The 25,554-nt window shown below is 36.5% G+C and carries 15 protein-coding genes and 1 tRNA gene; 8 read left to right on the top strand and 8 right to left on the bottom strand.

Going from position 1 to position 25,554, the window contains the following annotated elements; translation table 11 throughout:
* Position 1: 1 nt before the first annotated feature.
* Genes T8I65_RS08925 through T8I65_RS08915 form a run of 3 tightly spaced genes read right to left on the bottom strand, consistent with a single transcriptional unit; the run spans position 2 to position 7,202 of the window.
* Positions 2–2,818, bottom strand: coding sequence for a M16 family metallopeptidase (locus tag T8I65_RS08925; protein WP_322300361.1), 2,817 nt, complete (start codon positions 2,816–2,818; stop codon positions 2–4).
* Positions 2,805–4,208 carry a RagB/SusD family nutrient uptake outer membrane protein gene (locus T8I65_RS08920; RefSeq protein ID WP_322300360.1) on the bottom strand — a complete coding sequence of 468 codons (1,404 nt, stop codon included), beginning with the start codon at positions 4,206–4,208 and terminating at the stop codon, positions 2,805–2,807. The genes T8I65_RS08925 and T8I65_RS08920 overlap by 14 nt, the downstream gene beginning before the upstream one ends.
* Before the next feature lie 12 nt (positions 4,209–4,220).
* Complete coding sequence (locus T8I65_RS08915) at positions 4,221–7,202, bottom strand: SusC/RagA family TonB-linked outer membrane protein (RefSeq protein WP_322300359.1); 2,982 nt, start codon at positions 7,200–7,202, stop codon at positions 4,221–4,223.
* A 745-nt stretch (positions 7,203–7,947) separates the two neighbouring features.
* On the opposite strand from T8I65_RS08915, the gene T8I65_RS08910 reads away from it, so the two are divergent.
* The 6 genes from T8I65_RS08910 to T8I65_RS08885 all read left to right on the top strand — a co-directional run bounded on the left by T8I65_RS08910 (position 7,948) and on the right by T8I65_RS08885 (position 19,413).
* Positions 7,948–8,208, top strand: coding sequence for a helix-turn-helix domain-containing protein (locus tag T8I65_RS08910; protein WP_089663738.1), 261 nt, complete (start codon positions 7,948–7,950; stop codon positions 8,206–8,208).
* 314 nt (positions 8,209–8,522) lie between these two features.
* Entirely contained in the window at positions 8,523–10,088 is a 1,566-nt protein-coding gene (locus tag T8I65_RS08905; protein WP_322300358.1) for a class I SAM-dependent DNA methyltransferase, read from the top strand.
* The gene (locus T8I65_RS08900; protein WP_322300357.1) at positions 10,072–11,313 is read left to right on the top strand and encodes a restriction endonuclease subunit S; all 1,242 of its coding nucleotides are present in this window, start codon (positions 10,072–10,074) and stop codon (positions 11,311–11,313) included. The genes T8I65_RS08905 and T8I65_RS08900 overlap by 17 nt, the downstream gene beginning before the upstream one ends.
* Positions 11,306–14,929: a hypothetical protein gene (locus tag T8I65_RS08895; RefSeq protein WP_322300356.1), complete on the top strand. Its 3,624-nt coding sequence runs from the start codon at positions 11,306–11,308 to the stop codon at positions 14,927–14,929. The genes T8I65_RS08900 and T8I65_RS08895 overlap by 8 nt, the downstream gene beginning before the upstream one ends.
* Before the next feature lie 3 nt (positions 14,930–14,932).
* Positions 14,933–16,276, top strand: a complete 1,344-nt coding sequence (locus T8I65_RS08890; RefSeq protein ID WP_322300355.1) for a Fic family protein — start codon at positions 14,933–14,935, stop codon at positions 16,274–16,276.
* Entirely contained in the window at positions 16,273–19,413 is a 3,141-nt protein-coding gene (locus T8I65_RS08885) for a type I restriction endonuclease subunit R (protein WP_322300354.1), read from the top strand. Before T8I65_RS08890 ends, T8I65_RS08885 begins: the two co-directional genes overlap by 4 nt.
* A 601-nt stretch (positions 19,414–20,014) precedes the next feature.
* Here T8I65_RS08885 and T8I65_RS08880 read toward each other — a convergent pair.
* A tRNA-Met gene (locus T8I65_RS08880) sits at positions 20,015–20,088 on the bottom strand.
* Between the two features lie 190 nt (positions 20,089–20,278).
* On the opposite strand from T8I65_RS08880, the gene T8I65_RS08875 reads away from it, so the two are divergent.
* Together T8I65_RS08875 and T8I65_RS08870 are read left to right on the top strand one after the other, a co-directional pair.
* On the top strand, positions 20,279–20,665 hold the full coding sequence (locus tag T8I65_RS08875) for an START-like domain-containing protein (protein ID WP_141877870.1): 387 nt from the start codon (positions 20,279–20,281) through the stop codon (positions 20,663–20,665).
* Positions 20,666–20,716: 51 nt separating this feature from the next.
* A complete protein-coding gene (locus T8I65_RS08870; RefSeq protein WP_322300353.1) occupies positions 20,717–21,562 on the top strand; it encodes an aminotransferase class IV in 846 nt (281 codons plus the stop codon).
* On the opposite strand, the gene T8I65_RS08865 is transcribed toward T8I65_RS08870, so the two are convergent.
* From T8I65_RS08865 to T8I65_RS08850, 4 genes are all read right to left on the bottom strand, one after another.
* Positions 21,563–22,123, bottom strand: a complete 561-nt coding sequence (locus T8I65_RS08865; RefSeq protein WP_141877868.1) for a YqgE/AlgH family protein — start codon at positions 22,121–22,123, stop codon at positions 21,563–21,565. It abuts the gene before it with no gap.
* Positions 22,124–22,244: 121 nt separating this feature from the next.
* Positions 22,245–22,517 carry an HU family DNA-binding protein gene (locus T8I65_RS08860; RefSeq protein ID WP_006990442.1) on the bottom strand — a complete coding sequence of 91 codons (273 nt, stop codon included), beginning with the start codon at positions 22,515–22,517 and terminating at the stop codon, positions 22,245–22,247.
* Positions 22,518–22,702: 185 nt separating this feature from the next.
* The gene (gene fmt, locus T8I65_RS08855) at positions 22,703–23,653 is read right to left on the bottom strand and encodes a methionyl-tRNA formyltransferase (RefSeq protein WP_322300352.1); all 951 of its coding nucleotides are present in this window, start codon (positions 23,651–23,653) and stop codon (positions 22,703–22,705) included.
* Positions 23,646–25,550, bottom strand: a complete 1,905-nt coding sequence (locus T8I65_RS08850) for a RecQ family ATP-dependent DNA helicase (RefSeq protein WP_322300351.1) — start codon at positions 25,548–25,550, stop codon at positions 23,646–23,648. The genes fmt and T8I65_RS08850 overlap by 8 nt, the downstream gene beginning before the upstream one ends.
* Positions 25,551–25,554: the final 4 nt, after the last annotated feature.

The following is a 25,554-nucleotide window of genomic DNA, read 5'->3' as shown; positions in this document are numbered from 1 at the left end:
TTTATTCAGGCAATACAAGAAACTTCTGTAAATTATCTGTTTTAATATAGTTATTAATAGCCTTATTTGCATCTTCCTGGGTTACAAAATTTTCCAATATTCCAGTATATTGTAAAATGTACTCTTCATAATTCCTCCCTTGTTCCAGACTTTTTTTTAAAAATTGTGGCCAAAAATTGAAATATCCAAAAGAATTGATTCGGGATTTAAAAAGTTGACTCGCATGTTTGATATGAGCTTCCAACCACTCATTATCAATCCCGTCTTTCTTCAGTTTTTTGATTTCATTCATTGAATTTAAAAACATATTGTGTTCGTTACCAAGCTCACTATTGAATCTAATGTGAAAAGCATATAAACTATCGTTCAAATCGATCCATTGTCCGCCAGCCCCTGGTGCATAACAATCCTCATGCAGAACCTTTACCAGTCTTTCATAGAAGGCAGTATTAACAAGATTCAGTAACACTTGATTCTTTATGCTTGGCTCTATTTTTATGGGCAAGAATATTTCAGAAAATGATTGACCAATTCCGGGATATATTAAGGTGTCATTTATATTTTCACTCCTGTTACTCCATTCAGTAATTTTTTTTCCTTCTCTACGACCGGATACTGGAAACTCAGACAGATAGAGTGATATTTCTTTAACCAACTCCTTAGTTTTGAAATCTCCAGTAACGATAAAAGTATATTCGTTGAAATTAGAGAAATGATCTTTGTAAGCTTTCATTAAAGCTTTCTTATTAATATCATCGTAGGAGATCTTGTCAAGATTTGGATACAAAGGGTTCCAAATTGTTTCTATTCCTTCCTTGTAAAAATTAGACCCTCCTTTATTCGCATAGGGACTTTTTCGGTGAATCCTTTTCTTTTTCCAATATTGAAAAGCCTGGTCGTGATCCTCAGGGGATTGAATATACTGATATAATAGGTTGAAAAAATCGTGTAAGTTTTTTTTATAAAACTGAGCCTCTATGAGAAAATTAGCATGATCGAAACCAAAATTCAATTTCATATTATGATTACGCTTAAATTCTTCTATCTGAAAATGATTATGGTGATCGGTACCTGTGAATGTAGCATAATTATGTGCTAATAACTCAAGTTCATAATTAATTGAATCACCATCAAACCGTATAGGTTGAAAGCCCAAAAACTCAATCCGGTTCTTGAATTGTGAGGATTGTGGGGCTGTTGGTTTGAATAATACCTTAATATTATTTTTTAAATTTAGGGTAGTAACACCTATTACGTCTTCATTCAGACTAAGTTCGGATATATCTTCTACCTTAATTACTTCCTTAATCTCATCTATCTTGTTAATTGGAGAATGATTTTCCGGTGTATTAGACTTATATACCTTTGAAATAATCCTTTCGATTTTTTTCTCTCCCGGAATGAAAGCCTCGGGAACATTAATAAAAATAAAATCCGTGTCTTTGAGTAAATTCTTTCGGTTATCTGAAAAGTTCTGTAGCTCGGAAAGAGTCAATTCCTGTAGCAGTTTTTGCAGATTTTTAAGTCTGTTTTCAGAAGGTGCTGAATTCTGATAAACAAAATGATTTTCATATTGATTTGCTAAATTGATAGAACTTAAAGATTCGTCCTTCCATGCTGATATGAGCTTCTCCTTAGCATCGTTCAATTCTTCCAGGGTAAAATTGGAATGAATGATTTTATCAGCTTCTACCGCATCAGCAATCTTAATTCCTATTTTTGAGGGTTCAGATCCCAGTTCAATATTCATTAACCCTATACTAACCTGACTACTGGCAGCTCCATTCCCGTGGTAACTAACTGCGTTACCCGAGAATTTTGGATTATATTGACTTAAATAATTTCTGTTTCTTTCTGTTATTATGAGTTCGTATAAATTTTGAATGACAGCTATATAAAAATCTTTCTCTGATTTAATTTTAAACTCATGGTTAGGTCTTTTGGAAATTATATTTAACCTCCAATTAGTGTTTAGGGTATCCTTTATGGATTCATATTGATTTTTTCCGGTTAACTGATAATTGAACTTTTTAATGGCTGACGAAGGATCCCTTTCGATCTTTGGCCCCGATAACCGTGAGAACTTATTACGGAAGACATTTTCTATGCTGTCCAGGTTGATAGGACCTACCACAATTGCCGCTTGTAGATTTGGTCTATACCAGTCTTTATAAAAATTTCTTAAGCGATTAATATTCAGCGTTTTTATACTTTCAATACTTTCCTTGCTATCTTTAAACGGAAATTCTATATTTTTAAGAATGATTTTTAATTTTTTATCATAAAGATTGCTCGCGTATGTATCATTAGGTCGCATTTCGCCAAGAATACTTCCTGCATGCATATCCAGCCGGGAGGAATCAATTACAATACCTTCTGCCCATTGTTTCAAAACATTCAGTCCAAGGTTGAGTTTCTCCTGATTATAGTTAGGTATTCGTAGGGTATAACCGGTAGAAAGTCGTCGCGTAAACGCTGTAAGATGAATACCATTTACAGTAAGGATTACATCCAGATCTTTGAACTTTTCAAGATCCTTTACTGCTACGTGTTCCAAAAGGTGCGCATATTCAATCTGGTCTTCGTCGGTATGGAAACTTCCGGATTTCAACAACATTTTTAAAACCACTTCGCCTTTAGGATTGTTATTATTCTTCAAATAGTATGTAAAACCATTATCTAGTACTCCAAATCTCACCGTACTATCCAGAGGTATAGCTTTTTCAGACAAACTTTGCTGAAAAATTTGAGAATAGGAGAGGAAGGTGCTAAAACCAAAGAGTAGGATAAAAGCATAATGTTTTTTAATAGCCATCATTCTGAATTAAGTTTGGGTTCTTCGAAATTTCTTCGGCTGGAATTGGATAAAGTATATCTGTATTCTGCCAGGTTGGGTTATTCCCAAAAACATTTGTAGTTCGGTCGGTTCTTATAAGATCAAACCAGCGATGTCCCCATTCTGTAAATAGTTCAAGCCTTCGCTGGAGAAATATCTTTTCCATTAATTCTTCCTCAGCTATACCTGGTGTAATCTCCGTTAAAGCAGGTAACCCCGCTCGCTTACGAATCACGTCAAGATCATTTAGTGCATCGTTGATCTTACCCAAATTTGCTCTTGCTTCTGCCCGAATTAGATATTGCTCAGCTAAACGTAAAACCATAGAATATTCCTTAATGGGAAATTCTGAACAGGCATCAATCTTATATTTATGACTGAAGAAAGCATCTTTTGATGAATTGTATCCAACCCAATTCTGACGGCGAATATCACTTTCATTAAATTCAGGAATTATGGATGCATCTAATTTTAATGTGGCAAAAAAAGAAAAGAAAGGATCGATAATAAACATACTACCATCATTCGTATTAGAGGCTATTCCGCCACCCCCGATTGGAGAAATTTGCCATATGGCCTCCCGGCTATTTGCCAGAAAAACATCATCCAGGTTATCTAGTATTTCGTAAGTAGCAGTTTCATTAATTACCTGGCTGCTATAATCTTCAGCTTTCTGCCAATCTTCCTGATAGAGATATACCCTGGCCAGAAGAGCATTTGCCCCAAACTTATTCACGCTGGTTCTTTCGCCATTTCTGTATGAAGAACTCAGAGTTTCTGATGAAATCAGTAGGTCTTCTTCTATTAAATTGTAGATTTCATCGACTTCTACTCTCGGTTTTAATGCGTTTTCCCGATAGTCGGTGTTCAGTATCAACGGTACATCTCCATAGAGATTTACCAATTGAAAATAACTGAAAGCCCGAACGAACCTTGCTTCTCCTTCAAGCTGCTGCTGCAGCTCTGCATCAATGGAAGAAGAATTTTCTAAACCTTCGATCAAAGAATTACATAAATAGATGATATTATAAGCACTGGTCCATAGTTGTAAGTTACCCGGATTGCTTGGATCGATTTCATGCTCCTGGAACTGCATCATATTGATATTTCCTGAATTGAGATACTGAACATTATCCGACGATAAACCTGCCAGTACGGTAACACTCGATCTTGAACCACTTGAGAAATCAGCCTGGAAAAGTTCATTATAGATACCGTCCATGGCGCTAATTGCTGTTTGATCGTTATTGAACACCTCTTCTCTTACCAATTTATCGGTAGGAGAATCGATCTCTACCAGTTTCTCACAAGAGTAATTACTGGCCAAAAACAATAAAAAAAGAGTTCGGTTTATTAATGTTTTTATATTCATTACTATATAGTTTTAAAAGTTTACTTGAGCTCCTGCGGTAAGGCTTCGCAGGTTACCTATAAAATTACCGTCATAAGAATTTTCAGGATCCATACCCTTATAAGACGTGATTGTCCAGAGGTTTTGCCCGTTAAAAAACAACTGAAATTTGTTTATGCCTATACGCTGAAGAAATTGCTTTGGAAGATCATAGCTCAGAGAGAGGGTTTTTAAACGGAGAAAAGAACCGTCACTCGTAAAGAGTGAGCTGTTAATAGCATTTGAATAAGCCAGGGCTCCCTGATAAGACTGAGTTGGCTGTTGAAAGTCATCGGTATTATATCCTGAGAGGATATTTACCGGCCTTCCTGCGTTATAATATATCAGTTTTCCATTTTGCCTGACGAATTGCCATAAAAACTGTAAATGAAAATTTTGGTAGCTAAGGCTATTGTTTAAACCGCCAAAGAATTCGCTGGTTCGATCTTCTACAATGATTCTGTCCTGGTAATCCAGTCTGCTATCACCATTCACATCTTGGAAAGAATAATAACCACTTTCCGGATCTATCCCTGTATAGTTATAATTCAGCGAAATATTTAAAGGCTCACCAACGCGGTAAGTATTGGCGTATGAAGACTCCTCAATACCTGGATAACGCACGAGTTCATTTTTTGGAAAACTTATATTCAAAGAAGTCTGCCATTTGAAATTCAAATTATCAATATTAATACTACTAAATTCTATCTCAGTTCCCCGGTTCTCGACTGTTGCAGGTAAATTGGCCTGGACAGATCCGAAACCAGTGATTGCAGGAAGCGTATATCCTACCAGCTGATTGGAGGAACGGTTTTGATACCAGCTTCCTTCTAAACTGACCCGGTTATTCCAAAAAGCCAACTCCAGTCCCACTTCCAATTTTTTATTAATCTCCCAGGAATAATCGGGATTGGCCAATCCGGTAGGAAAAAGACCTCCTGGTCCTCTGGTAGCTCCATAAGCGTCGAGGTATCCATAATCACCAATTTGGTCATTCCCCGTGCTGCCGTAACTTGCGCGAAGTTTACCTAAGGAGAGAAAGTTGAGATGATCTTTCATAAAACTTTCTTCAGAGAAGATCCAGGCTGTCCCAATAGCTCCGAAATTGGCAAAGCGTTTATTAGGTCCGAACCTGCTGGATCCGTCCCTTCGGCCGGTTAGGTTGAGATAATATTTTTTATCCCAATTCAATCCCAATCGTGAGAATAGCGCAGCATATCTATACTCAACCGTGGAGTTTTGTGCATTCAATATACTCTCTGCGGCCGCCAGATTGCCAATAAGAGCCTCAGAAGCATAACCTATACCTTGCAGACTTTGACGTGAGCTGGTATTTTCCTGAATGGTACCGCCCAGTAGTAGATCCATATTTAACTTTCCAAAACGGACATTGTAAACCAACTGAGGTTCTACAATCCATGATTTCCTAACGGAGTTTAGATGTACTGATCGGTTTATGGGATTACCCGCCGGGTTATATGACCGTGCGGGCAACTTCCAGAATTCGTCACTGTCATACCGTGTGTATCCAAGACTCGATTTCAGAGTTAAGCCTTTTGCAATTTCATAAGAAATACCTGCATTCGTGATAAAATTATTTGTCTGGATGTCATTACTATTAAAAAAGCCTTCCAGAGGATTCTTTATACCGGCCTCAGCCCATTCGGTCCAGTTCAGGGAGTCATCATCATTCAATAAGGCCGGTGCATTAGGAGGTAGAAAATTTAAGGCACCAACATTGAGATCTCCGGTAAGTTGGTTCTTATCAAGGCCATAATTCAGGGAAACCTGTAAATTTAATTTTCTGTTCTGGGAGGAGTGGTTTAGACTTAAATTACCGGTAAGCTTGCGATAATTATAATCACCGGGATATACGGTGCCCTGGCTAAACCAAGAGCCGCCTACTCTAAATGAGGTTAGGTCTTTTCCTCCAGTAAAGGCTAGGTTAGCATTAGTTACCTCTGCATTTTTACCAAATGCATATTCCTGCCAGTCCGTATAACGTTGCTGATCCCATACCAAAAGATCATAGGCATTGCTGGCATTAGGTTCAATACCGTCATTATCATAAGCTGCTTTTCTTAATTCAAGATATCGCGGTGTTTCAAGCAAATCCATTTTTCCAGGTACATAAGATATGCCGGTATAGGCCCTCATCTCAAGTCCTTTACTAGACTTTAAGCCAGTTTTTGTAGTGATAAGAACCACCCCGTTGGCTCCACGAGAACCGTAAATAGCTGTGGCATCGGCATCTTTAAGAACCTCAATACTTTCAATATTTGCAGGGTTTAGGTTATTTAAAGGGTCAAGACCCGAATTTCCTAGAAGAGAATTACTTTCTACGGGAATAGAACTAATTGGTACCCCATCAATAATATATAAAGGATAATTACCTTCACTCCTTAGACTATTAACTCCCCTAATCTGTATGGTGGAAGCCGCTCCCGGATTGGTTCCTCCAGAGGTGATCTGTACACCCGCCATTCTTCCTTGTAATGCTTGTAATGGACTTATCACTGGCTGTTTTTCTATTTCCTCAGCCGTGACACGGGAGATGTTACCGGTTCGTTCACGTCTTTTTACGGTATAGTATCCGGCATTGATAAGCACTTCGTTTAAGGAGGCAATATCTTCCTTTAGGACAACATTTATGGTAGATTGATTACCAACTGCAATCTCCTTTGATTTAAAACCTATAAATGAGAATATCAGGGTGTCCCCTTGGCTAGCCTGGATAGCATAAGATCCGTCTGCTGCGGTAACCTCACCAACTCGTTTATTTTTAATAAAAACAGTTACGCCTTCTAATGGTTCCCCTTTGGGCTCTGAGACTTTGCCAGTAATTTCCTGTTGGTAAAAATAAATAGGAGTTGAGGGTGTTGCCGCTTTGGCTTGACCCATCGCCAACATGACCAATAAGGCCATGGCTAAGAGGAACATGATGATAAGCATGCCCCGCTTGTAAAAATTTTTCATAATTTTACATTAGTTAAATGAAACATTTGTTTTATTAAAGCTTAGGCCTTCCCTGTACGACTGCAATCTCAAGGGAAGGCTTTTTTGCTTTTACCCGTCAAAACGAGTGTTCACTTTTCTTTTTTCCATATGCATTTTTTTATTGGCTAAAACAATCTGTAAAATTGGCGCAAAAAAAGGTTGCCGTATAATAACTAAAGGCCATCTGACCTTAAGCCGAGTTTGCCCGTCTACTTTTCTATTAAGAATAGCAGACTTCCCACCCAACTGCCATTACCTATATGAGGTAATAACAACCCACGGGATTATTTATAAGGTTTTCCTGTTCCCGTAAACAAGCTTGATAAAAACACTCCACAGGAATGCCGGCCGCTTTGACCTTTGTTTAAAATGTAGGGTTAATTCGTAGCGACGATTTTTTAAGTGAAGAAACAAATGCTTTAAAAATAATTGAGCAGAAAATACCTAAATACAAAAAAGGCGTGAAAGCTCAACTTATCGAATCGCGGTACTGGTATACCTTGTACACAATAAGTGAGCCCACGCCCGGGTCGTGAGCACTTCACCTATCATCTCGTGTACTAAAAATTACCAGTTTTCGATTCGAGATTCAAAGCGAATGCTTCTAATATTTTACTTAAAGAAGTTTCGCAAATATATTATAATGAACCAAATATAATAAAAATTATTTTATGGTACCTTATAGGTTACCATAATCTTTGTTTTTAACCTAGAATTTTATAGTATGATTGAGAATACCTTAAAATTCAGTGAACATAAAATAAGATTTGGCAAGCATATAAGGTCATTAAGAGAAAGAATTGTTAGTCTTGAATATCCAAATAGAAATATTTCACAGCAAGAGCTGAGTGATCGAAGGGGCCTTTTATCTAAAAAAACTATAGGTGAAATAGAGAGGGGGGAGGCTAATCCTACTTTTGAAACATTAATAGCCCTGGCAATAGTTTTAGAGGTTTCAGTTACAGAGTTATTTGACTACAATTAATTTGCTTTATCCCGCTAAATCGGAGTGGAAAATAACCATTAAATTGCGTATATAAGACTTGTGATCGCAAATAATGTATTGATAAAAAATTTAATTTTTGGGAACCAGGAAAGAAAACAGTTAAGTGTACAAGTCGATGTCCTTACTACTTTAACCTATCAATCGTATGTCGAACAAACAATATTTGGCAATTCAAATACTCATTTTCTCATCTTTAGAATCCTTTAACATTAGAAAGATTTTTACTAAATTGCTCCAGCTACTCTACCCTACCTCGGAAGCATAATTATTTACTACATACCCGAATCTTAATAATGGCAAAAAAGAAAACTACCAAAGAAAAATCTATTGAAGAAAGCCTGTGGGATGCTGCGAATAAATTACGTGGCTCCATCGAACCTTCAGAATACAAACATGTGGTGCTCGGGCTTATCTTCCTGAAATTTGCCAGTGATAAATTTGAAGTGCGCCGTGAGGAACTTGTTGCCGAAGGCAAAGAAAAGTACCTTGAAATGAAAGACTTCTACAATATGAAGAACGTCTTTTTCTTAGCAGAGACTTCTCGATGGAACTATCTTATTAAAAATGCGAAGCAAGACGATATTGCGCTAAAGATTGATACCGCGTTAAACCAGATCGAAAAGAACAACCCATCTCTAAAGGGTGCATTGCCGGACAATTATTTTTCCCGCTTAGGACTGGACAAAAGTAAATTATCGTCTCTTTTGGACACCATTAATAAAATAGATACTCAAAAAGACAAATCCCAGGATATCGTGGGGCGTGTATATGAATACTTTTTGTCCAAATTCGCTTTGGCGGAAGGAAAAGGAAAGGGAGAATTCTATACACCAAAGAGTATTGTAAATCTTATTGCCGAAATGATAGAACCCTATAAAGGAATAATTTATGACCCGGCTTGTGGTTCAGGTGGAATGTTCGTGCAGTCTATCAAGTTTATTGAAAGCCACCACGGGAGCAAACGGGAAATTTCAATTTACGGACAGGAGTACACCAATACTACTTACAAACTGGCAAAAATGAACCTTGCCATTCGGGGGATATCTGCTAATCTGGGTGAAAAAGCGGCCGATACCTTTAGCAATGATCAGCATAAAGATTTGAAAGCAGATTATATTATGGCTAACCCGCCCTTTAATCAAAAGGACTGGCGTGGGCCGCAGGAATTAATTGATGATCCTCGCTGGCAGGGTTATGAAGTGCCTCCAAAAAGCAACGCAAATTATGGTTGGATTCTTAATATGGTCTCCAAACTATCAGATGATGGCGTTGCCGGTTTTATTCTGGCAAATGGAGCTCTTTCCGGTAGTGGTGAAGAATATAAAATTAGGAGAAAGTTGGTGGAAAACAACCTGGTGGAAGCTATAGTGATTTTACCACAAAATATGTTTTATACCACTAACATAAGTGTAACCGTTTGGATCCTGAATAGGAATAAAACCGCACATTCACGTTCTATTGGTGATGAGGAACGCAATTACCGGGATCGGCAGGAAGAAGTGCTGTTTATGGATTTACGGCAGATCGGCGAGCCATTTGAAAAGAAATTCATCCAGTTTAACCCGAAGCACATCCAGGATATTGCAAAAACATATCACGATTGGCAACAGGAAAATACAGATTATAAAGATATCCCGGAATATTGCTACAGTGCCACCAAAGCAGCTATTGAAAAGAAGGATTTTTCCCTGGTACCCAGCAAATACATTGAATTTGTAAACCGGGATGAAAATATTGATTTTGATTCAAAAATGGCAGGCTTACAAAGCGAACTAACTGATCTATTACAACAGGAAGAACAATCTAAAAAGGAATTGTTGGACGTTTTTAAAGAGCTTGGGTATGCAATCAAACTATAAACCTATTGGAGATTACATACAATTAGTTGATGAGCGGAATAAGGAATTAAATGTCCCAACACTTTTAGGCTTAAGCATATCAAAAGAATTTATTCCCTCTGTGGCAAATACGGTTGGGACAAATATGCGCAACTATAAAATCATCCGTAAAAATCAATTTGCCTGTAGTATTATGCAGGTAAGGAGAGATGGTAAAATGCCTGTGGCATTGCTTGAAGATATAGAGGAAGCTATTATTTCTCAGGCTTATCCGGTATTTGAAATTAAAGATACCGAAGTTTTACTGCCACAATATTTAATGATGTGGTTTTCCCGGTCTGAATTTGACAGGCAAGCTACTTTTCACGCTGTTGGTGGTGTACGAGGAAGCCTGGAATGGGAAGATTTCTTAGCTTTTGAACTCCCAATTCCTTCGATAGAAAAACAGCGCGAAATTGTAAGGGAATATAATGTGGTTAAAAACCGTATTAAATTAAATGAGGAAATAAACCAAAAGCTGGAAGAAACTGCGCAGGCTTTGTATAAAAATTGGTTTGTTGCTTTTGAATTCCCGAATGAAGAGGGGAATCCTTATAAATCTTCCGGTGGAAAAATGGTTTATAATGAGGAACTGGATAAGGAAATACCAGAAGGATGGGAGTGTGTGTCTTTTACGGAAATAGTAAATATAGATGGAGGAGGAACCCCTAAAACTTCTGTTCCTGAATATTGGAGGGGAGATATTCCATTTTATACTCCTGGTGATCTATTAAACGAATATTTCGTTTTAAAAACTGTTAAGCATATTTCCAACTCTGGACTGAAAAAATGTAGTAGTAAGTTATACCCTATCAATACAATTTTTTTAACTGCTAGAGGAGCAACAATTGGAGGAATAGCTATAGCAGGGGTTCCAATGGCGATGAATCAAACTTGCTATGCTATGACGGGTAAAAATATAAATAACTATTTTGTTCATCAACTGTGCAAAAACTTAATTGAGAAACTAAAAACAGAAGCTACAGGAGCTACTTTTCAGGCATTGGTGACTAAAGATTTCGAGTATACAAATGTAATTTTTCCAAAAATCAATCTTATTAGTTTATATGGAAGCAAAGTTAAAGCATTGTATAAAGTAATGTGGGGAATAGCCAATCAAAACGAAAAACTAAGGCTTTTACGTGCTCTTCTTCTTTCCAAAATGGCAAGAGTAGAAAAAGAAAAAACATCTCTTGCCTATGAGTAAAAATTTACAAAAGAATCCGGAGAATAAGGATCAGAAACAAAATATCCCTTTTAACTCCCTTTCTCCTGTTAGTGATCCTGACAATCATAAATTCTATTGCAATTCCTTGGAATGGGCTATTTCTAATCGGAAAGAAAAAGATATTAAAAATATTGCGCTATCTGGAACCTATGGTTCCGGTAAAAGCAGCATTTTAAAAACTTTTGAGGAAACCAATAAAAATGAAAACTTAAAATTTTTAAATATTTCATTGGCGACCTTTAAAGAAGAGAAAAAGAATGACACTGATAAATATGCACATTTAAGAAGTGAAGATATAAATAGTAACATACTTTCAAAAAATGATCAGCTTCGATTAGTAGAATTAAGCATTCTTCAACAAATCTTTTATCATGAAGAATACGATAATATACCCGATTCCAGGTTCAAGAAAATAAGAAGTTTGAATCCCCAGGAAGTTCAGGAAACAACTTGGTTATTATTCGGACTTATCTCTGTATTGTACACTTTTTTTAATTTCCATTTCCTTAGAACCCTAATTAATTTGCCAGAACCAAAAATATGGTTCGCATATACTATACAGGGTTTGTTGGCTATTGGAGGTTTAGTTCTTTCATTTTACTTCCTACGTGCTGTGGTAGGATTTTCTCAAAAACTCACGATTAGTAAATTAAATTTCCAGAATCTTGAAATCCAGGTGGCTGATAAAATAGACAAATCTATCCTCAACAATCATCTGGATGAAATTTTATATTTTTTTGAAGTAACAGAATATAATGTTGTAATTATTGAGGATCTGGACCGTTTTGAGCAAACAGAAATTTTCACAAAACTTCGAGAAATAAATCTTCTAATAAATAATTCAAAATCGATTAATCGTACCGTAACTTTTATTTATGCTATACGCGATGAAATGTTTAAGGACAAAGACCGGACTAAATTTTTCGACTTTATAATTCCCGTTATACCAGTTATCAACTACTCTAATTCCAATGAACAATTAACCCGGGCATTAGAAAAATTTGAGTATTCTTTATCCACAGAATTGATAGATCAGGTCGCTTTTTATGTAGATGATATGCGGCTTCTTTACAATATTGTAAACGAATTCCATATTTACTTTCAAAAATTTCAAGGTGAAAAATATCAGAATAAACTTTTTGCAATAATCGTTTATAAGAATATTTATCCCGAAGATTTTGTTATGCTAGGTAAAAATCAAGGTATTCTTTATAAAAACCTTGTAGAGAATAAGTTGAGTTGGATAAATGATGCTAGTCGGAAAATTGAAGAAGAGAATTCTAGATTAAAAATGGAGTTAGACAATTTAGAAAGGGTTCTTCCTAAAAATTTGGAGGAATTGAGGCGCATTTACCTTATGGAATATATGAAAAATGCTAACAACCTTTCACATTTCCGTATTGCGAATAAAAATTACTCCGTGGAACAAATGTTAGAAGATGAAAATTTTGAGAATTTAAAAAATGGATCTATAAGCTATAGAGAAAATCAATATAATAGAGAATTCAATTTTAAATTTTCTGCTGTAGAATCACGTCTTGATCCGGATAAGTCTTACTCGGATAGAAAAACTGAAATTGAAAACAAAAATGCCGGGAGGGTTAAAGATATTAGAGTTAGGTTAAAGCAGAATGAGGAAGAAAATAGAAGAATTAAAAATGCCAAGATAAAATATCTTTTAAAGAACAAAAAAATTTCTTTGTCTTCACAACCTTCCAAACAGGAACAGTTGATCATTCTATTAATTCGTAATGGCTATATAGCTGAAGATTATCTTAATTATATTTCCTATTTCTATCCGGGAAGTATTACTGAAAGAGATCACTGGTTTTTGATGAATGTAAGGAATGAAATGGATAGTAAATTTGATTATAAACTGGATGAAGTAGAGAATGTTATTAAAAAAATAAGTGAATCAGAATTTGAAAGGAGATTTGTTTTAAATTATAGTCTTCTAGACCAGTTTTTAAAGAGTAAAAAATTTCCCTTGAAAAAGGAATTATTTTTTAAGCAGCTGTCAAACGAATCAAATGATTCTGTCAAATTTATTTACTCTTATATCAAAGAGGATAAAAATTCGGGGGTACTCATAAAAACTTTATGCAAAAGTTGGATAGGTATTTGGAAATTTATCGAAGAAGATAGCTCGCTTACGGACGGTGAAAAATCAAATTATCTCTCCCTTATTCTAAACAATGCTGAAATTGAGGATATTGAAAACATTGCTTCGACCTCCCAACTAGAAGCTGTACTAAATGCAAAATCGGATTTTTTATCAATAGTTAGTGATTCGAAGAGACAGATTGAAATCATAGATGAGTTTGACCTCAAATTCAACTCCTTAAAATGGGATGAATCCCGTAAGGAAATAAGGGAATACATATATTCTATGAATAACTATGAAATCAATCCTCCTATGTTTAGGATAATGATCAAGGAATTTGGTGAATATAGAGAGGAGGATTTTAATCACAGTAATTATGCAGCCATTAAATTGTCTGGTTGTGATAGATTAATTGAATATGTAGAAAAGAATATAGAGGAGTACATAAATGCGGTTTATTTAAAGCTCAAAGATAACTTCAAAGAAAAACAGGCCTATCTACTAAAGTTACTAAACAATTCAAACATCAAAAAGACAAGTAAAGAAAGTATAATAAATCAAACTGAAACTTTATTGCCTTCCCTTTCTGAATTAGAAGATTCTAAGGAGTTGAGTGATTTTTTAATTGAGAATTTAAAGATAGAACCAACATGGAAAAATGTAATCTTTAAGTATCAAGAAAATGAAAATAAATTTTCGGAAACACTTACTGGTTTCCTAAATAATCCAAAAATTACTAAAAACCTAGTAAAAGACTCTATTCCAACAGATAAGGAACTTTTAAGTTTCAGACGTGATTTCTTGTTAAATAATAAGATTCTCGATGAATTATATATTTCTTATCTAAAAACAGTACCACTAGCATTTAAAGAGTTAAGCTTTGAAAGCTTATCGTTTAAAAAAGTAGAAGCATTAGTAAATGAGCTAAAATTATCATTTAATCAAGAAAATTATAACAAACTAAGATCAAGTTTTTCTCCCATACATCTCATTTTTATTATCCTGAATATTTCAGAGTTCTTTAAAATATATTCAGAAATAGTTCTATCAGAATCAGATTTGGCGGAAATCCTGGGAAATTCTATGTTAACTGATTCTCATAAAATAAAATTAATAGAAAAATTCGAAGCCGATAACGCTATTTCGGATCAGAAGGCACTTTCTTTAATAGGAAAAATGGCCTTAAAACACAAAGAACTAAAATTGTCCGATTCAAATATTTCTTCAATTCTAATAAAATCTGCATTAAAGACTAATGAGAAAATTGAGCTTTTCATGAACAATCTTACTCCCTTTGATAAAGAATTTATAACATCCTTTTTAAGTTCTTTAGGGGGAGATTATAAGCAATTAAATGAAAAAGGTCCTATGCCATACTTTAAAAACACTGCCCTTCTACTCAGTTTTTTTCAGTATTTAAAACAAGAAGGCAAAATATCTAAAATCAAAGAAAAAAAAGACCATATTCAAGTTACAACATTTAGAAAATAAAAAATGTCCGAAACCAATCGTATAGAATATAAGCGTGAACTTTCCGAAGGACTGGAGAAAGAAGTTGTGGCTTTTTTGAATTACAGAGAAGGTGGCATAATTTATATAGGCATAGATAAAGAAGGTAGGACAGTTGGCGTTCAGGATGCCGATAGCAACCAGTTAAAAATAAAAGACCGCTTAAAGAATAATATTCGTCCTTCAGCCCTCGGACTGTTTGATATTGTAAGCGAAGAAAGGGATGGGAAAGAAATTTTAAAGATTATTGTAGCCAGCGGTTCTGAGAAACCATACCATCTCAAAAAATACGGGATGAGTGAAAAAGGCTGTTTTATACGCCTGGGTTCTGCTGCAGAACCCATGTCGCAGAAACAAATTGAAGAACTTTTTGCCTCTCGTACCCGGAATTCCATAGGGAAAATAAAAGCCCATCGCCAGGATCTAAACTTTGAGCAGCTTCATATTTATTACCAGGAAAAACAAAAACCCCTTAATAAACAGTTCAGGAAGAATTTAGAGCTTACAACCACCGATGGTGATTTGAATTACGCAGCTTATTTGCTGGCCGATGAAAATAACCTTTCCGTAAAGGTCGCAAAATATAAGGGTGACACGCGAGTAGATTTAATGGAAAGCAACGAATACGGTTATTGTTCCCTTGTGAAAGCTACTAAGAGTGTACTGGATAAAATAAGTCTGGAAAACAGGACGATCACACAAATCACTCACAAAGAACGAAAGGAACATCGTCTTTGGAATGCTATTGCACTTAGGGAAGCAATTATAAATGCTTTTGTACATAATGACTATACCCGTGAAATAGCACCAAAATTTGAAATCTTTAATGATCGAATCGAAATAACTTCCGCAGGTTCTTTACCTGATGGCTTAAGTAAAAATGAGTTTTTTGAAGGCTTTTCAATTCCCCGGAACAAGGAGCTGATGCGTATTTATAAAGATCTGGACCTGGTAGAGCAATTAGGTTCGGGAATTCCCAGAATACTGGAATCGTACAACAAAGAATGTTTCCGTTTTTCTGATAATTTCCTTCGAATGATTTTTCCTGCCGCAGATGAAGTTTATAGGGATACCCAGCAAGTCTCCCCCCAAGTTACCCCGCAAGTAACCCCCCAAGTACGGGATCTTCTTATTGTTTTTAAGGGCGAAGAAAGTAGAACCGAATTGCAAAAATCATTAGGGCTTGCGGATAGAAAAAATTTTAGAATCAATTACTTAAACCCCGCTTTAGAAGAGGGTTTGGTAGAATTAACAATACCAGACAAACCCAAAAGCAGTAAACAGAAGTATAGGTTAACTGAGAAGGGAAGAAAAGCCAGACAGGAATGAAATTTACCGAAACACAACTGGAAAGTGTTTTTGCCAACCAGCTGGAACAGGAAGGTTATAAGCACCAAAAAGGAGGCACTATATCGCGAAAGGAAGATGAAGTGCTCATTGAAAGTGATCTTCGGGAATTTTTGTTGACGAGGAACCGGAACAACGGTATCACGAAAAATGAAGTGGAATCCATCATTCTCAAACTCAAAACTCTGCCGGCATCAGATCTTTATGAAAGCAACAAGGAGTTTATGCGAATGCTTTCTGATGGTTTTTCGCTAAAGCGGGAAGACCGTTCCCAAAAAGATATCTGGATCTATTTAATTGATTATTCAGAAGACAACCAAAATACTTATAAGTTCGTTAATCAGCTGGAAATTACCGGAACCCAAAAACGTATTCCTGACGGGATTCTTTTTATTAATGGAATTCCGGTAGTTGTTTTCGAATTCAAAACGGCGATTCAGGAAAATACCACCATTTATGACGCCTATATTCAATTAACAGTGCGTTACCAAAGGGACATACCTGAACTTTTTAAGTACAATGCATTTTGTGTAATTAGTGATGGTGTAAATACCAAAGCAGGTTCATTTTTTGCGCCTTATGAATTCTTTTATGCCTGGCGCAGGATCGCAGGATTGGCAAAAGAGGTTGACGGTATTGATAGTATGTTCACCCTTATCCAGGGAATGTTGCATCAATACAGGCTGCGGGACATCATTAAAAACTTTATTTATTTACCGGATAGCTCAAAAAAGGATGAAAAGATCGTGTGCCGCTATCCCCAGTATTATGCGGCAAGGGCTCTATTTGAAAATATTCAGAAAGTCCAAAAACCCAACGGAAACGGAAAAGGAGGCACCTATTTTGGGGCAACCGGTTCCGGAAAAAGTTATACCATGCTTTTCCTAACCCGGCTTTTAATGAAAAGTGATCATTTTGAAAGTCCTACTATTATTTTGATTACAGATCGAACCGATTTGGATGATCAGCTTACAGGGCAATTTACCAATGCCAAGGCCTTTATTGGGGATGATGCTATCGTAAGTGCAGAAAGCCGTGCAGACTTACGCAAACGGATTAGAGGAAGGGAAAGTGGTGGTGTGTTCCTTACCACTATACATAAGTTTACAGAAGATACCGAGTTACTTACGAATAGAAGCAATGTTATTTGTATATCTGATGAGGCTCACCGGAGCCAGACCAATCTTGACCAGAAAATAAAAATCACAGAAAAAGGGGTGCAGAAAACTTTTGGCTTTGCTAAATACCTTCACGATTCTTTGCCTAACGCTACTTTTGTAGGTTTTACCGGGACGCCAATCGATGCTACTTTAGATGTATTTGGGAAGGTGGTAGATGAATATACAATGACAGAATCTGTAATAGATGAAATTACAGTACGTATTGTATATGAAGGAAGGGCAGCGAAAGTGGCCCTTGAAAACAGGGAATTAAAGAAAATTGAGGAATATTACCGGGTAGCTGAGGAAGAAGGTGCGAATGAGTACCAGGTAGAAGAGAGTAAAAAGCAGTCGGCTAACATTAATGCCATTTTGAGTGATCCGGATCGTTTACAGGCCATAGCAGAAGATTTTGTCAATCATTATGAAAAAAGGCTAGAGGAAGGTGCTACCGTAAAAGGAAAAGCAATTTTTGTTTGTAGCAGTCGTGAAATAGCTTACGAGCTTTATAAGAACATCATCGAATTAAGACCGGAATGGGCAAAGGTTAGAAAGGCAGAAGAAGGTGCCGATTTAACTGAAAAAGACAGGAAGCAACTCAAGCCTATTCAGCGGATAAAGATGATCATGACAAGGGGAAAAGACGATCCAAAAGAAATGTATGATCTTTTAGGAACAAAAGAGTACCGGAAAGAGCTGGACCGTCAATTTAAAAATGAGAAATCGAATTTTAAAATTGCCATTGTCGTCGATATGTGGCTCACAGGTTTTGATGTGCCGTTTCTGGATAGTATCTATATCGATAAGCCCATCCAGCAACATAACCTTATCCAGACGATTTCCCGGGTAAACCGGAAGTTCCAGGGTAAAAACAAAGGACTGGTAGTAGATTATATTGGTATTAAGAAACAAATGAACTTAGCTCTTGCCAAATATAATAAGGGTGAGCGTCAGAATTTCGAAGATATTGAAAAGTCCCTGAAGATAGTTAGGGACCACCTTGATTTACTGGCCAGGATTTTTCACAAATTCGATAGTACCGATTATTTCCATGGAGATCCTTTAAGCCAGCTAAACAATCTTAACCAGGCCGTTGAATACATACAGCAAACCCAGGAGCTGGAAACACGTTTTATGGATTTGATGAAACGCCTGAAAGCCGCCTATGATATTTGTGCTGGAAGTGAGAAATTAACCCAACAAGAACGGGATTATACTCATTTTTACTTAGCTGTAAAGTCTATAATCTTTAAGCTCACCAGGGGAAATGCACCGGATACCGCCCAGATGAATGCCAAAGTAAGGGAAATGATCAGAAATGCTTTGGCAAGTGAAGGCGTGGAGGAGATCTTTAAAATGGGTGATCAAACCAATAGTCAGCAGGATATATTTGATGAGGATTATCTGGCAAAAATTGATAAGATCAAATTGCCCAATACTAAAATTAAACTTTTACAGCAGTTACTGGCCAGGGCTATTGGAGAGATTAAAAAAGTGAACAAGGTAAAAGGAGTAGATTTTTCTAAAAAGATGGAAGGCCTCGTCTCCCGATACAATGAGAGAAAAGGAGATGTATTACGCGGAGAGGTCTACGAAGAGATGGCAGAGCAGCTCACAGACCTAATCTGGCAGGTACAAAAGGAGTTTTCGGCCGGGGAAAAGTTAGGAATTGATTTTGAAGAAAAAGCTTTCTATGATATTTTAAGAGAGCTCTGTGTAAAGTATGATTTTCAATATCCCGAACATAAGCTCATCGAGCTTTCAAAAGCTATAAAAGATTTAGTGGATGAACAGGCGAAATTCCCGGACTGGAGCAAAAGGAACGACATTAAATCTGCCTTAAAAGTGGGGCTAATTTTATTACTCGATGAACACGGTTATCCGCCGGTGGAACGGGATGAAGTTTATGAAGAAATATTTGAACAAGCGGAGAATTTTAAGAAAAATAGAGCGGTGTAAATGAGTTACTATGCTTTATAGCATTCCTTTAAATGATGACTCCTTTTAGACAATTATCCTAATAGCCTTAAAATAATAGCTCCAATTACTTGTAATTCACCTTTCTTTAAAAAGCTCTTACACTCTAATTAATGGGTGTAATTTATTGTTATAGGCTATGTTTGCACCCTGATTTTTTTTGTGATTTCTTCATTTCAAGAATCTAACGTTTCGCATTTCTTCACTGCTTTACTTTTAGGAATTTTTTACAGCTGCATCTCTAAGGGATATATATGATAACTTTTTACGATAGGGAAGAGGAAGTATTTCATAGCTATCAGGTTTCAGGCTTGCTGAGCTATTCCAGGGAAGTAATGGGCAGTAATTCAAGATTGGATCTTAATTACTAAAATTTTGAATCTTATTAACGATGGAAAATTAATGGTTACTTTCTAGAGTTAATTTCCGGAATAAATATAAAATTCCGTTTCAATTGATATCAAACCGAGATTTTCTATATGGCTCTTATTTATTTATTAAAAAAAATGAGATTCTGTACTTATTCTGTACTAGATGAAAAAACAAAAGGCTCTCGATTTCTCGAAAGCCTTGATTTTACTTGTAGCGAGACCGAGATTTGAACTCGGGACCTCCGGGTTATGAATCCGACGCTCTAACCAACTGAGCTACCTCGCCTTATCAATTTTGCATTTAGAGGAACCTTTCAGAAGCCCTGCTATTTCTGGCTTCGCATGATTTCCTTAATGCGGGTGCAAATATAAAAACAATTTGTATTGTCACAAACTTTATTTTCTAAAATATTTATTTTGATTTCTTTCAATCCTTCTAATTAATATCTATATTGCCCGAAACTAACTAAATTAGAATGGAAGAAAAGACGAAATACGAAATGGAGTTTCCAATTCAAGCTTCTCCTTCGCTATTGTATCAATATATTTCAACTCCCTCAGGTTTAAGTGAGTGGTATGCAGATAACGTAAATTCCCGTGGGGAATTTTTTACTTTTATTTGGGAAGGTAGTGAGGAGAAAGCCAAACTAATGAGTAAGAAAAGCGATGAACGCATTAAGTTCAAGTGGGTTGAAGATGAAGATTCTCCATATTTTTTTGAATTAAGAATACAAGTGGATGATATTACTAAAGATGTTTCCCTGATGATCACAGATTTTGCTGAAGAGGACGAGATCGATGAAGGAAAAATGTTATGGGAAAATATGGTTTCAGATCTAAAACAGATATTAGGTTCGGCCTAGAAAAGTCTCAAGATAATAGTACCTTTGCCCCGTTTTAAACGGGGTTTTTTTATGATCAATTTAAATGGCAATATAGTTCAGGATTCAGAAGCTAATCTTTCAGTTCTCAACAGGGGGTTTGCTTACGGAGATTCAGTTTTCGAAACTATTAGAGTTATTAATGGAAAAATAATGTTCTGGGAAGATCATTATTTCAGGTTGATGGCTTCTATGCGAATTATGAGAATGGAGATCCCATCCAGTTTCTCACCAGAATTCCTGGAGAAAGAAATTCTGAGCATCGTTGCTGAAAATGATCTTAGAGAAAAAGCTGCAAGAGTACGATTTGCTGTTTATCGCGAAGAAGGTGGTTTTTACACGCCTGCAACCAGGGATATCGCTTACGTGATGACGGTAATAGAGATGGAGAACTCGTTCTATCTTTTAAATACAGAAGATTACGAGATCGAATTATTTAAAGATCATTATGTGGGTAGCGGACTTTTATCAACGATCAAATCGAATAACCGTGCGGTAAATGTTTTGGGAAGCATCTTTGCTAAAGAAAATGATTACCACAACTGTTTGCTTCTTAATGAGAAAAAGAGCGTAGTGGAAGCTCTGAATGGTAATTTATTTCTAGTTTCAGGTTCCAAAATTAAAACGCCTCCACTTACAGATGGTGTTTTAAACGGAATTATTCGAAAACAACTACTTGAGATCATCAAGAAAACTGAAGATTACGAATTAGAAGAAGCTTCAATTTCGCCTTTCGAATTACAAAAAGCTGATGAGCTCTTTATTACTAATATTGCGGTTGGTATTCAGCCAGTTTCGAAATATCGTAAAAAACACTACGACTCAGTTGTAGCTAAAAACCTGCTTAGTAAGTTAAATGTAAAAGCGAGGTTAGGCTAATTAGTTGTAAGAAGGGTTCTCTGGTGAGTTGGACCATAACATATATTCTCCACCTAATTCCAGCATTTTATCCTTCCAGAAAGAGGAGTAGGGCTTTTCAAGAAGGTCCTTGTTGTCCTCATTTGCAGTGACCACCCACGAATGAGAATTTAACTCGTCATCCAGCTGCTGAGCATCCCATCCAGAATATCCCAGGAAGAATTTAATTTGCTTATCTGAAATTAGATCTTTAGAAATAAGTTCCATCACAGCTTCGAAATTACCACCCCAATATATTCCATGAGCGATCTCAATACTATCAGGTATAAGATCGGGGATCTTATGAATAAAATACAGGTTGTCCTGTTCTACAGGACCTCCATTATAGACATCAAAGTTCCCTTTAATTTCAGGGATAAGATCTTTAAGTGTGAAATCAAGAATCTTGTTCAGGATGAATCCTACCGATCCGTTTTCGGAATGGTCAGCAAGTAGAACCACCGAGCGATTAAAAGAGACATCTCCAATTATGGATGGTTCTGCAACGAGAAGATGGCCTTTGGTTGGTTTCAACGCAATCATTAGTAGCAGTCTTTAGAACTAAACTATATTTTTTCTGTTAAAAATGCAATACTTATCTAAAATTTTTAGATAAAAAAAAGCCTTCCCTGGGGAAGGCTTATGATATTTACAATGCAAATTATTAGTTCACAGCTTTTTGTAAATCAGCTCCGGCTTTAAATTTCACTACGTTTTTAGCAGCGATCTTGATAGTTTTTCCGGTTTGTGGGTTTCTTCCTTCACGAGCAGCTCTTTTAGATACAGACCAAGATCCAAATCCTACTAATGATACTCTATCTCCTTTTTTAAGAGATTTTTCAACGTTTTCTAGAAAAGATTCCAATGCTTTTTTAGCTGCTGCCTTAGAAATTCCAGCATTCTCAGCCATTGCGTCGATTAAATCTGTTTTGTTCATAATTTGAATTTTAAATTAATTGTTGGTTAAACATTCTGTTAAACTGGTTTACAAATTTATACGGATTTCCCGTCCACGCAAGTAATGACAAGGGAAAAGCCCATATTTGTTGATAACTCGGTTGATTTGTTAATAAAGATAATTGTTTTTTATTAAAATCCAACCAAATCAGCATTAATAAGGGTTTAGCGCATTTTTGCTTTTTCTGAAAATTTGAAGCCATTCAAAAGTGAATGAGTTTCCATTTTACGTTTTCCCGGTAATTGAATCTGTTTAATTTCAATGAATCCACCCTTTGCCGCAACCAACAATTGCTTTTCTTTTATAAGAACATTTCCGTAGAAGTGATCATGTTCTTCATTGTGGCTAATCACATCGTAAATTTTTACAGTCTGTTCCTGCGCATCACCATTATCTAAATAACACCAGGCAGAAGGGTAGGGATTGAGTCCGCGTATATGATTGTATATTTCATTTAAAGGTTTATCCCAATTGATCTTGGTATTCTCGCGATTCAATTTTGGAGCTTCTCTAAGCGTTCCGGAATCTTTCTGGGCAACTGGCTTAGTCGTCCCTTCAGAGATTGCCTTTAGTGTCTCTACAACCAGTCCTGACCCTTTGTTCATCAATCTATCGTGTATGGTCTCCAGGTTTTCATGTTCACCTATAACAACAGATTCCTGCATGATCATGGCGCCGGTGTCAATTTTTTCATCCAGAAAGAAAGTGGATATTCCAGTTTCTTTTTCACCATTCATTATCGCCCAGTTAATTGGAGCAGCTCCGCGATACTGAGGCAGTAAGCTCGCATGTAAATTGAAAGTGCCAAACTCAGGGTAGTTCCATACAGATTCAGGCAGCATTCTAAATGCTACGACTACCTGCACATTAGGATCGATTTGCTTCAACTCTTGTTGAAATTCTTCAGATTTTAGATTAGTAGGTTGAAGAACATTAAGTCCTTTAGAAACCGCAAAAGTCTTTACGGCACTTTCTCTTAACTTTCTTCCTCTACCAGCTGGTCTATCTGGAGCAGTAATCACTCCTACAACATTATAGCCGGCTTCAAGAATTGCTTCAAGGCTTTTCACTGCAAATTCCGGAGTGCCCATAAATACTATTCTGAGATCAGTCATTTATTGTTATTTTGTACTTGTTAGTTATCGTTTTTTCTAGAATGCCTCGCTCCACCAGTAATCGAATTACCTTCAGAATAGAGGATTCTTTATAGTTTAATAGAGAAGATATTTCTTTAGTGTCCAATGCCCTTGATTTTAATAGTTTTTGCAGCGCCAGAAATATTTCATTCATTTCATCTCGACTTAAAACATCAGTTTCAGCATTGCAAACAGAGCAACGACCACATTTCTCAGGCTTAGTTTCTCCAAAATACTTAAGCAACTGTATCTGTTTACAAACCTGGTCATTCTGGACGAAATCGAGCACAGCCGATATCTTTTCTCTTTTTGTTTTATTGTATTTAGTAATGAATCCAGAAACAGGATTTATAGTAGATTCGTCTTCCCTGGGAACCAGAAAGGTAATGGAGGCGTCATGTTTGGCAATCGAAAACTCTATGATGTCCTGTTGCTGTAAGTCTTCAAAAAGGCTCAAACATTCATTTTCCTGAAGATCTGCTTTCTCGGCTACAGATGACATATTAAAGTTCACCAGGTTATCAAATACACCACCATAGTTTCTTAATAGGGTTCTTAAGAGGTGTGCATATTTTGGATTGTCATCAAGATAAATTTCCAGTTGATCCCCGCTCAATTTTATCATTATTTCAGTTTTCTTCTGAAACTGTTGAGACAGTCTAAGGACACTGCAACGATCTAATAATTGTAAGGCGTTATAAGTCTTACCTGAAATTAAATGATATTGATTGCAGAAGCTGGCAAAATTAAAATCATATACCTGATTTTCACCTTCTCCATATGCTATGCTGAAATAAGCGTTCAATTTTCTATAAATAAATTTCACATCATCAACAGAAGCCAGATTATTTATAAATTGATTCTTTAGTACTGGAATGTCGCCAGCATTCGTCAGTATAACGGCTTTAGAAATCTTTCCATCTCTACCGGCTCTTCCTGCTTCCTGGAAATAACTTTCCAGACTTTCAGGTAGATCAATATGCACAACGGTGCGAACATCTGGTTTGTCTATACCCATTCCGAATGCAGTCGTAGCAACCATTACACTGGTATCGTTGTTCATCCAGGATCTAAACTTTGCAGTTTTATCCTCCTTTTTCATTCCGCCGTGATATGCAGCGGCCGTAATCCCATTCTTATTTAGAAAGTCGGTGATCTCCCTTGTGGCATTCCGGCTTCTTACATAAACAATGGCAGAATCATTTCCTAATAATCTCGTTAACCGGAAATATTTATCTTCAGTTTTGACAACCTCGTAATACAGGTTACTTCTTTCAAATGATTTCTTAAATACCGCCCTGTTCTTTAACTGAAGCTGTTCGCAGATATCTTCCACTACCATTTTCGTTGCCGTAGCCGTAAATGCTGCAACAGGTACTTCAGGTATAATTTCCCTAACTTCTGAAATATTACGGTAAGCTGGCCTGAAATCATGTCCCCATTGAGAAATACAATGCGCTTCATCTACAGCGATCAGGTTTACGTTCATTTGTTTCAGTCGTTCCTTGACTATATCCTGCTGAAGCCTTTCCGGAGAGAGGTATAGAAATTTGAAATTTCCGAAGATGCAATTGTCAAGATTTCTATCCAGATCGGCATAGCTGATTCCGCCGGTGATGGCCATCGCTTTGATATTCCTTTTTTGAAGAGCCTGTACCTGATCTTCCATTAAAGAAATTAGCGGTGATACCACCACGCAAATTCCTTCTTTTATCATCGCTGGTACCTGGAAGCAGATAGACTTCCCACCGCCGGTAGGAAATAAGGTCAGCGTATCCTGACCATCGAGGATAGCCTCGATCACTTCCAGCTGTGAAGGCCGGAATTTCTGGAAGCCCCAATATTTTTTTAGAATTTTTAAAGCTTCCGTTTGCAAAAGA

This window comes from Christiangramia sp. OXR-203 (assembly GCF_034372165.1).
In the GTDB taxonomy this organism is placed as follows: Bacteria; Bacteroidota; Bacteroidia; order Flavobacteriales; family Flavobacteriaceae; genus Christiangramia.
The sequence above is the reverse complement of the archived record's forward strand: the minus strand, read 5'-3'. Positions and strand labels throughout refer to the sequence as shown.

What these genes read in the sequence shown, in the direction of transcription:
- T8I65_RS08865 (WP_141877868.1), bottom strand. Translation starts at nt 22,123, where the DNA reads ATGATTGCGTTGAAACCAACCAAAGGCCATCTTCTCGTTGCAGAACCA.
- T8I65_RS08890 (WP_322300355.1), top strand. Translation starts at nt 14,933, where the DNA reads ATGTCCGAAACCAATCGTATAGAATATAAGCGTGAACTTTCCGAAGGA.
- T8I65_RS08885 (WP_322300354.1), top strand. Translation starts at nt 16,273, where the DNA reads ATGAAATTTACCGAAACACAACTGGAAAGTGTTTTTGCCAACCAGCTG.
- T8I65_RS08895 (WP_322300356.1), top strand. Translation starts at nt 11,306, where the DNA reads ATGAGTAAAAATTTACAAAAGAATCCGGAGAATAAGGATCAGAAACAA.
- T8I65_RS08870 (WP_322300353.1), top strand. Translation starts at nt 20,717, where the DNA reads ATGATCAATTTAAATGGCAATATAGTTCAGGATTCAGAAGCTAATCTT.
- T8I65_RS08920 (WP_322300360.1), bottom strand. Translation starts at nt 4,208, where the DNA reads ATGAATATAAAAACATTAATAAACCGAACTCTTTTTTTATTGTTTTTG.
- T8I65_RS08915 (WP_322300359.1), bottom strand. Translation starts at nt 7,202, where the DNA reads ATGAAAAATTTTTACAAGCGGGGCATGCTTATCATCATGTTCCTCTTA.
- T8I65_RS08925 (WP_322300361.1), bottom strand. Translation starts at nt 2,818, where the DNA reads ATGATGGCTATTAAAAAACATTATGCTTTTATCCTACTCTTTGGTTTT.
- T8I65_RS08860 (WP_006990442.1), bottom strand. Translation starts at nt 22,517, where the DNA reads ATGAACAAAACAGATTTAATCGACGCAATGGCTGAGAATGCTGGAATT.
- fmt (WP_322300352.1), bottom strand. Translation starts at nt 23,653, where the DNA reads ATGACTGATCTCAGAATAGTATTTATGGGCACTCCGGAATTTGCAGTG.
- T8I65_RS08905 (WP_322300358.1), top strand. Translation starts at nt 8,523, where the DNA reads ATGGCAAAAAAGAAAACTACCAAAGAAAAATCTATTGAAGAAAGCCTG.
- T8I65_RS08875 (WP_141877870.1), top strand. Translation starts at nt 20,279, where the DNA reads ATGGAAGAAAAGACGAAATACGAAATGGAGTTTCCAATTCAAGCTTCT.
- T8I65_RS08910 (WP_089663738.1), top strand. Translation starts at nt 7,948, where the DNA reads ATGATTGAGAATACCTTAAAATTCAGTGAACATAAAATAAGATTTGGC.
- T8I65_RS08900 (WP_322300357.1), top strand. Translation starts at nt 10,072, where the DNA reads ATGCAATCAAACTATAAACCTATTGGAGATTACATACAATTAGTTGAT.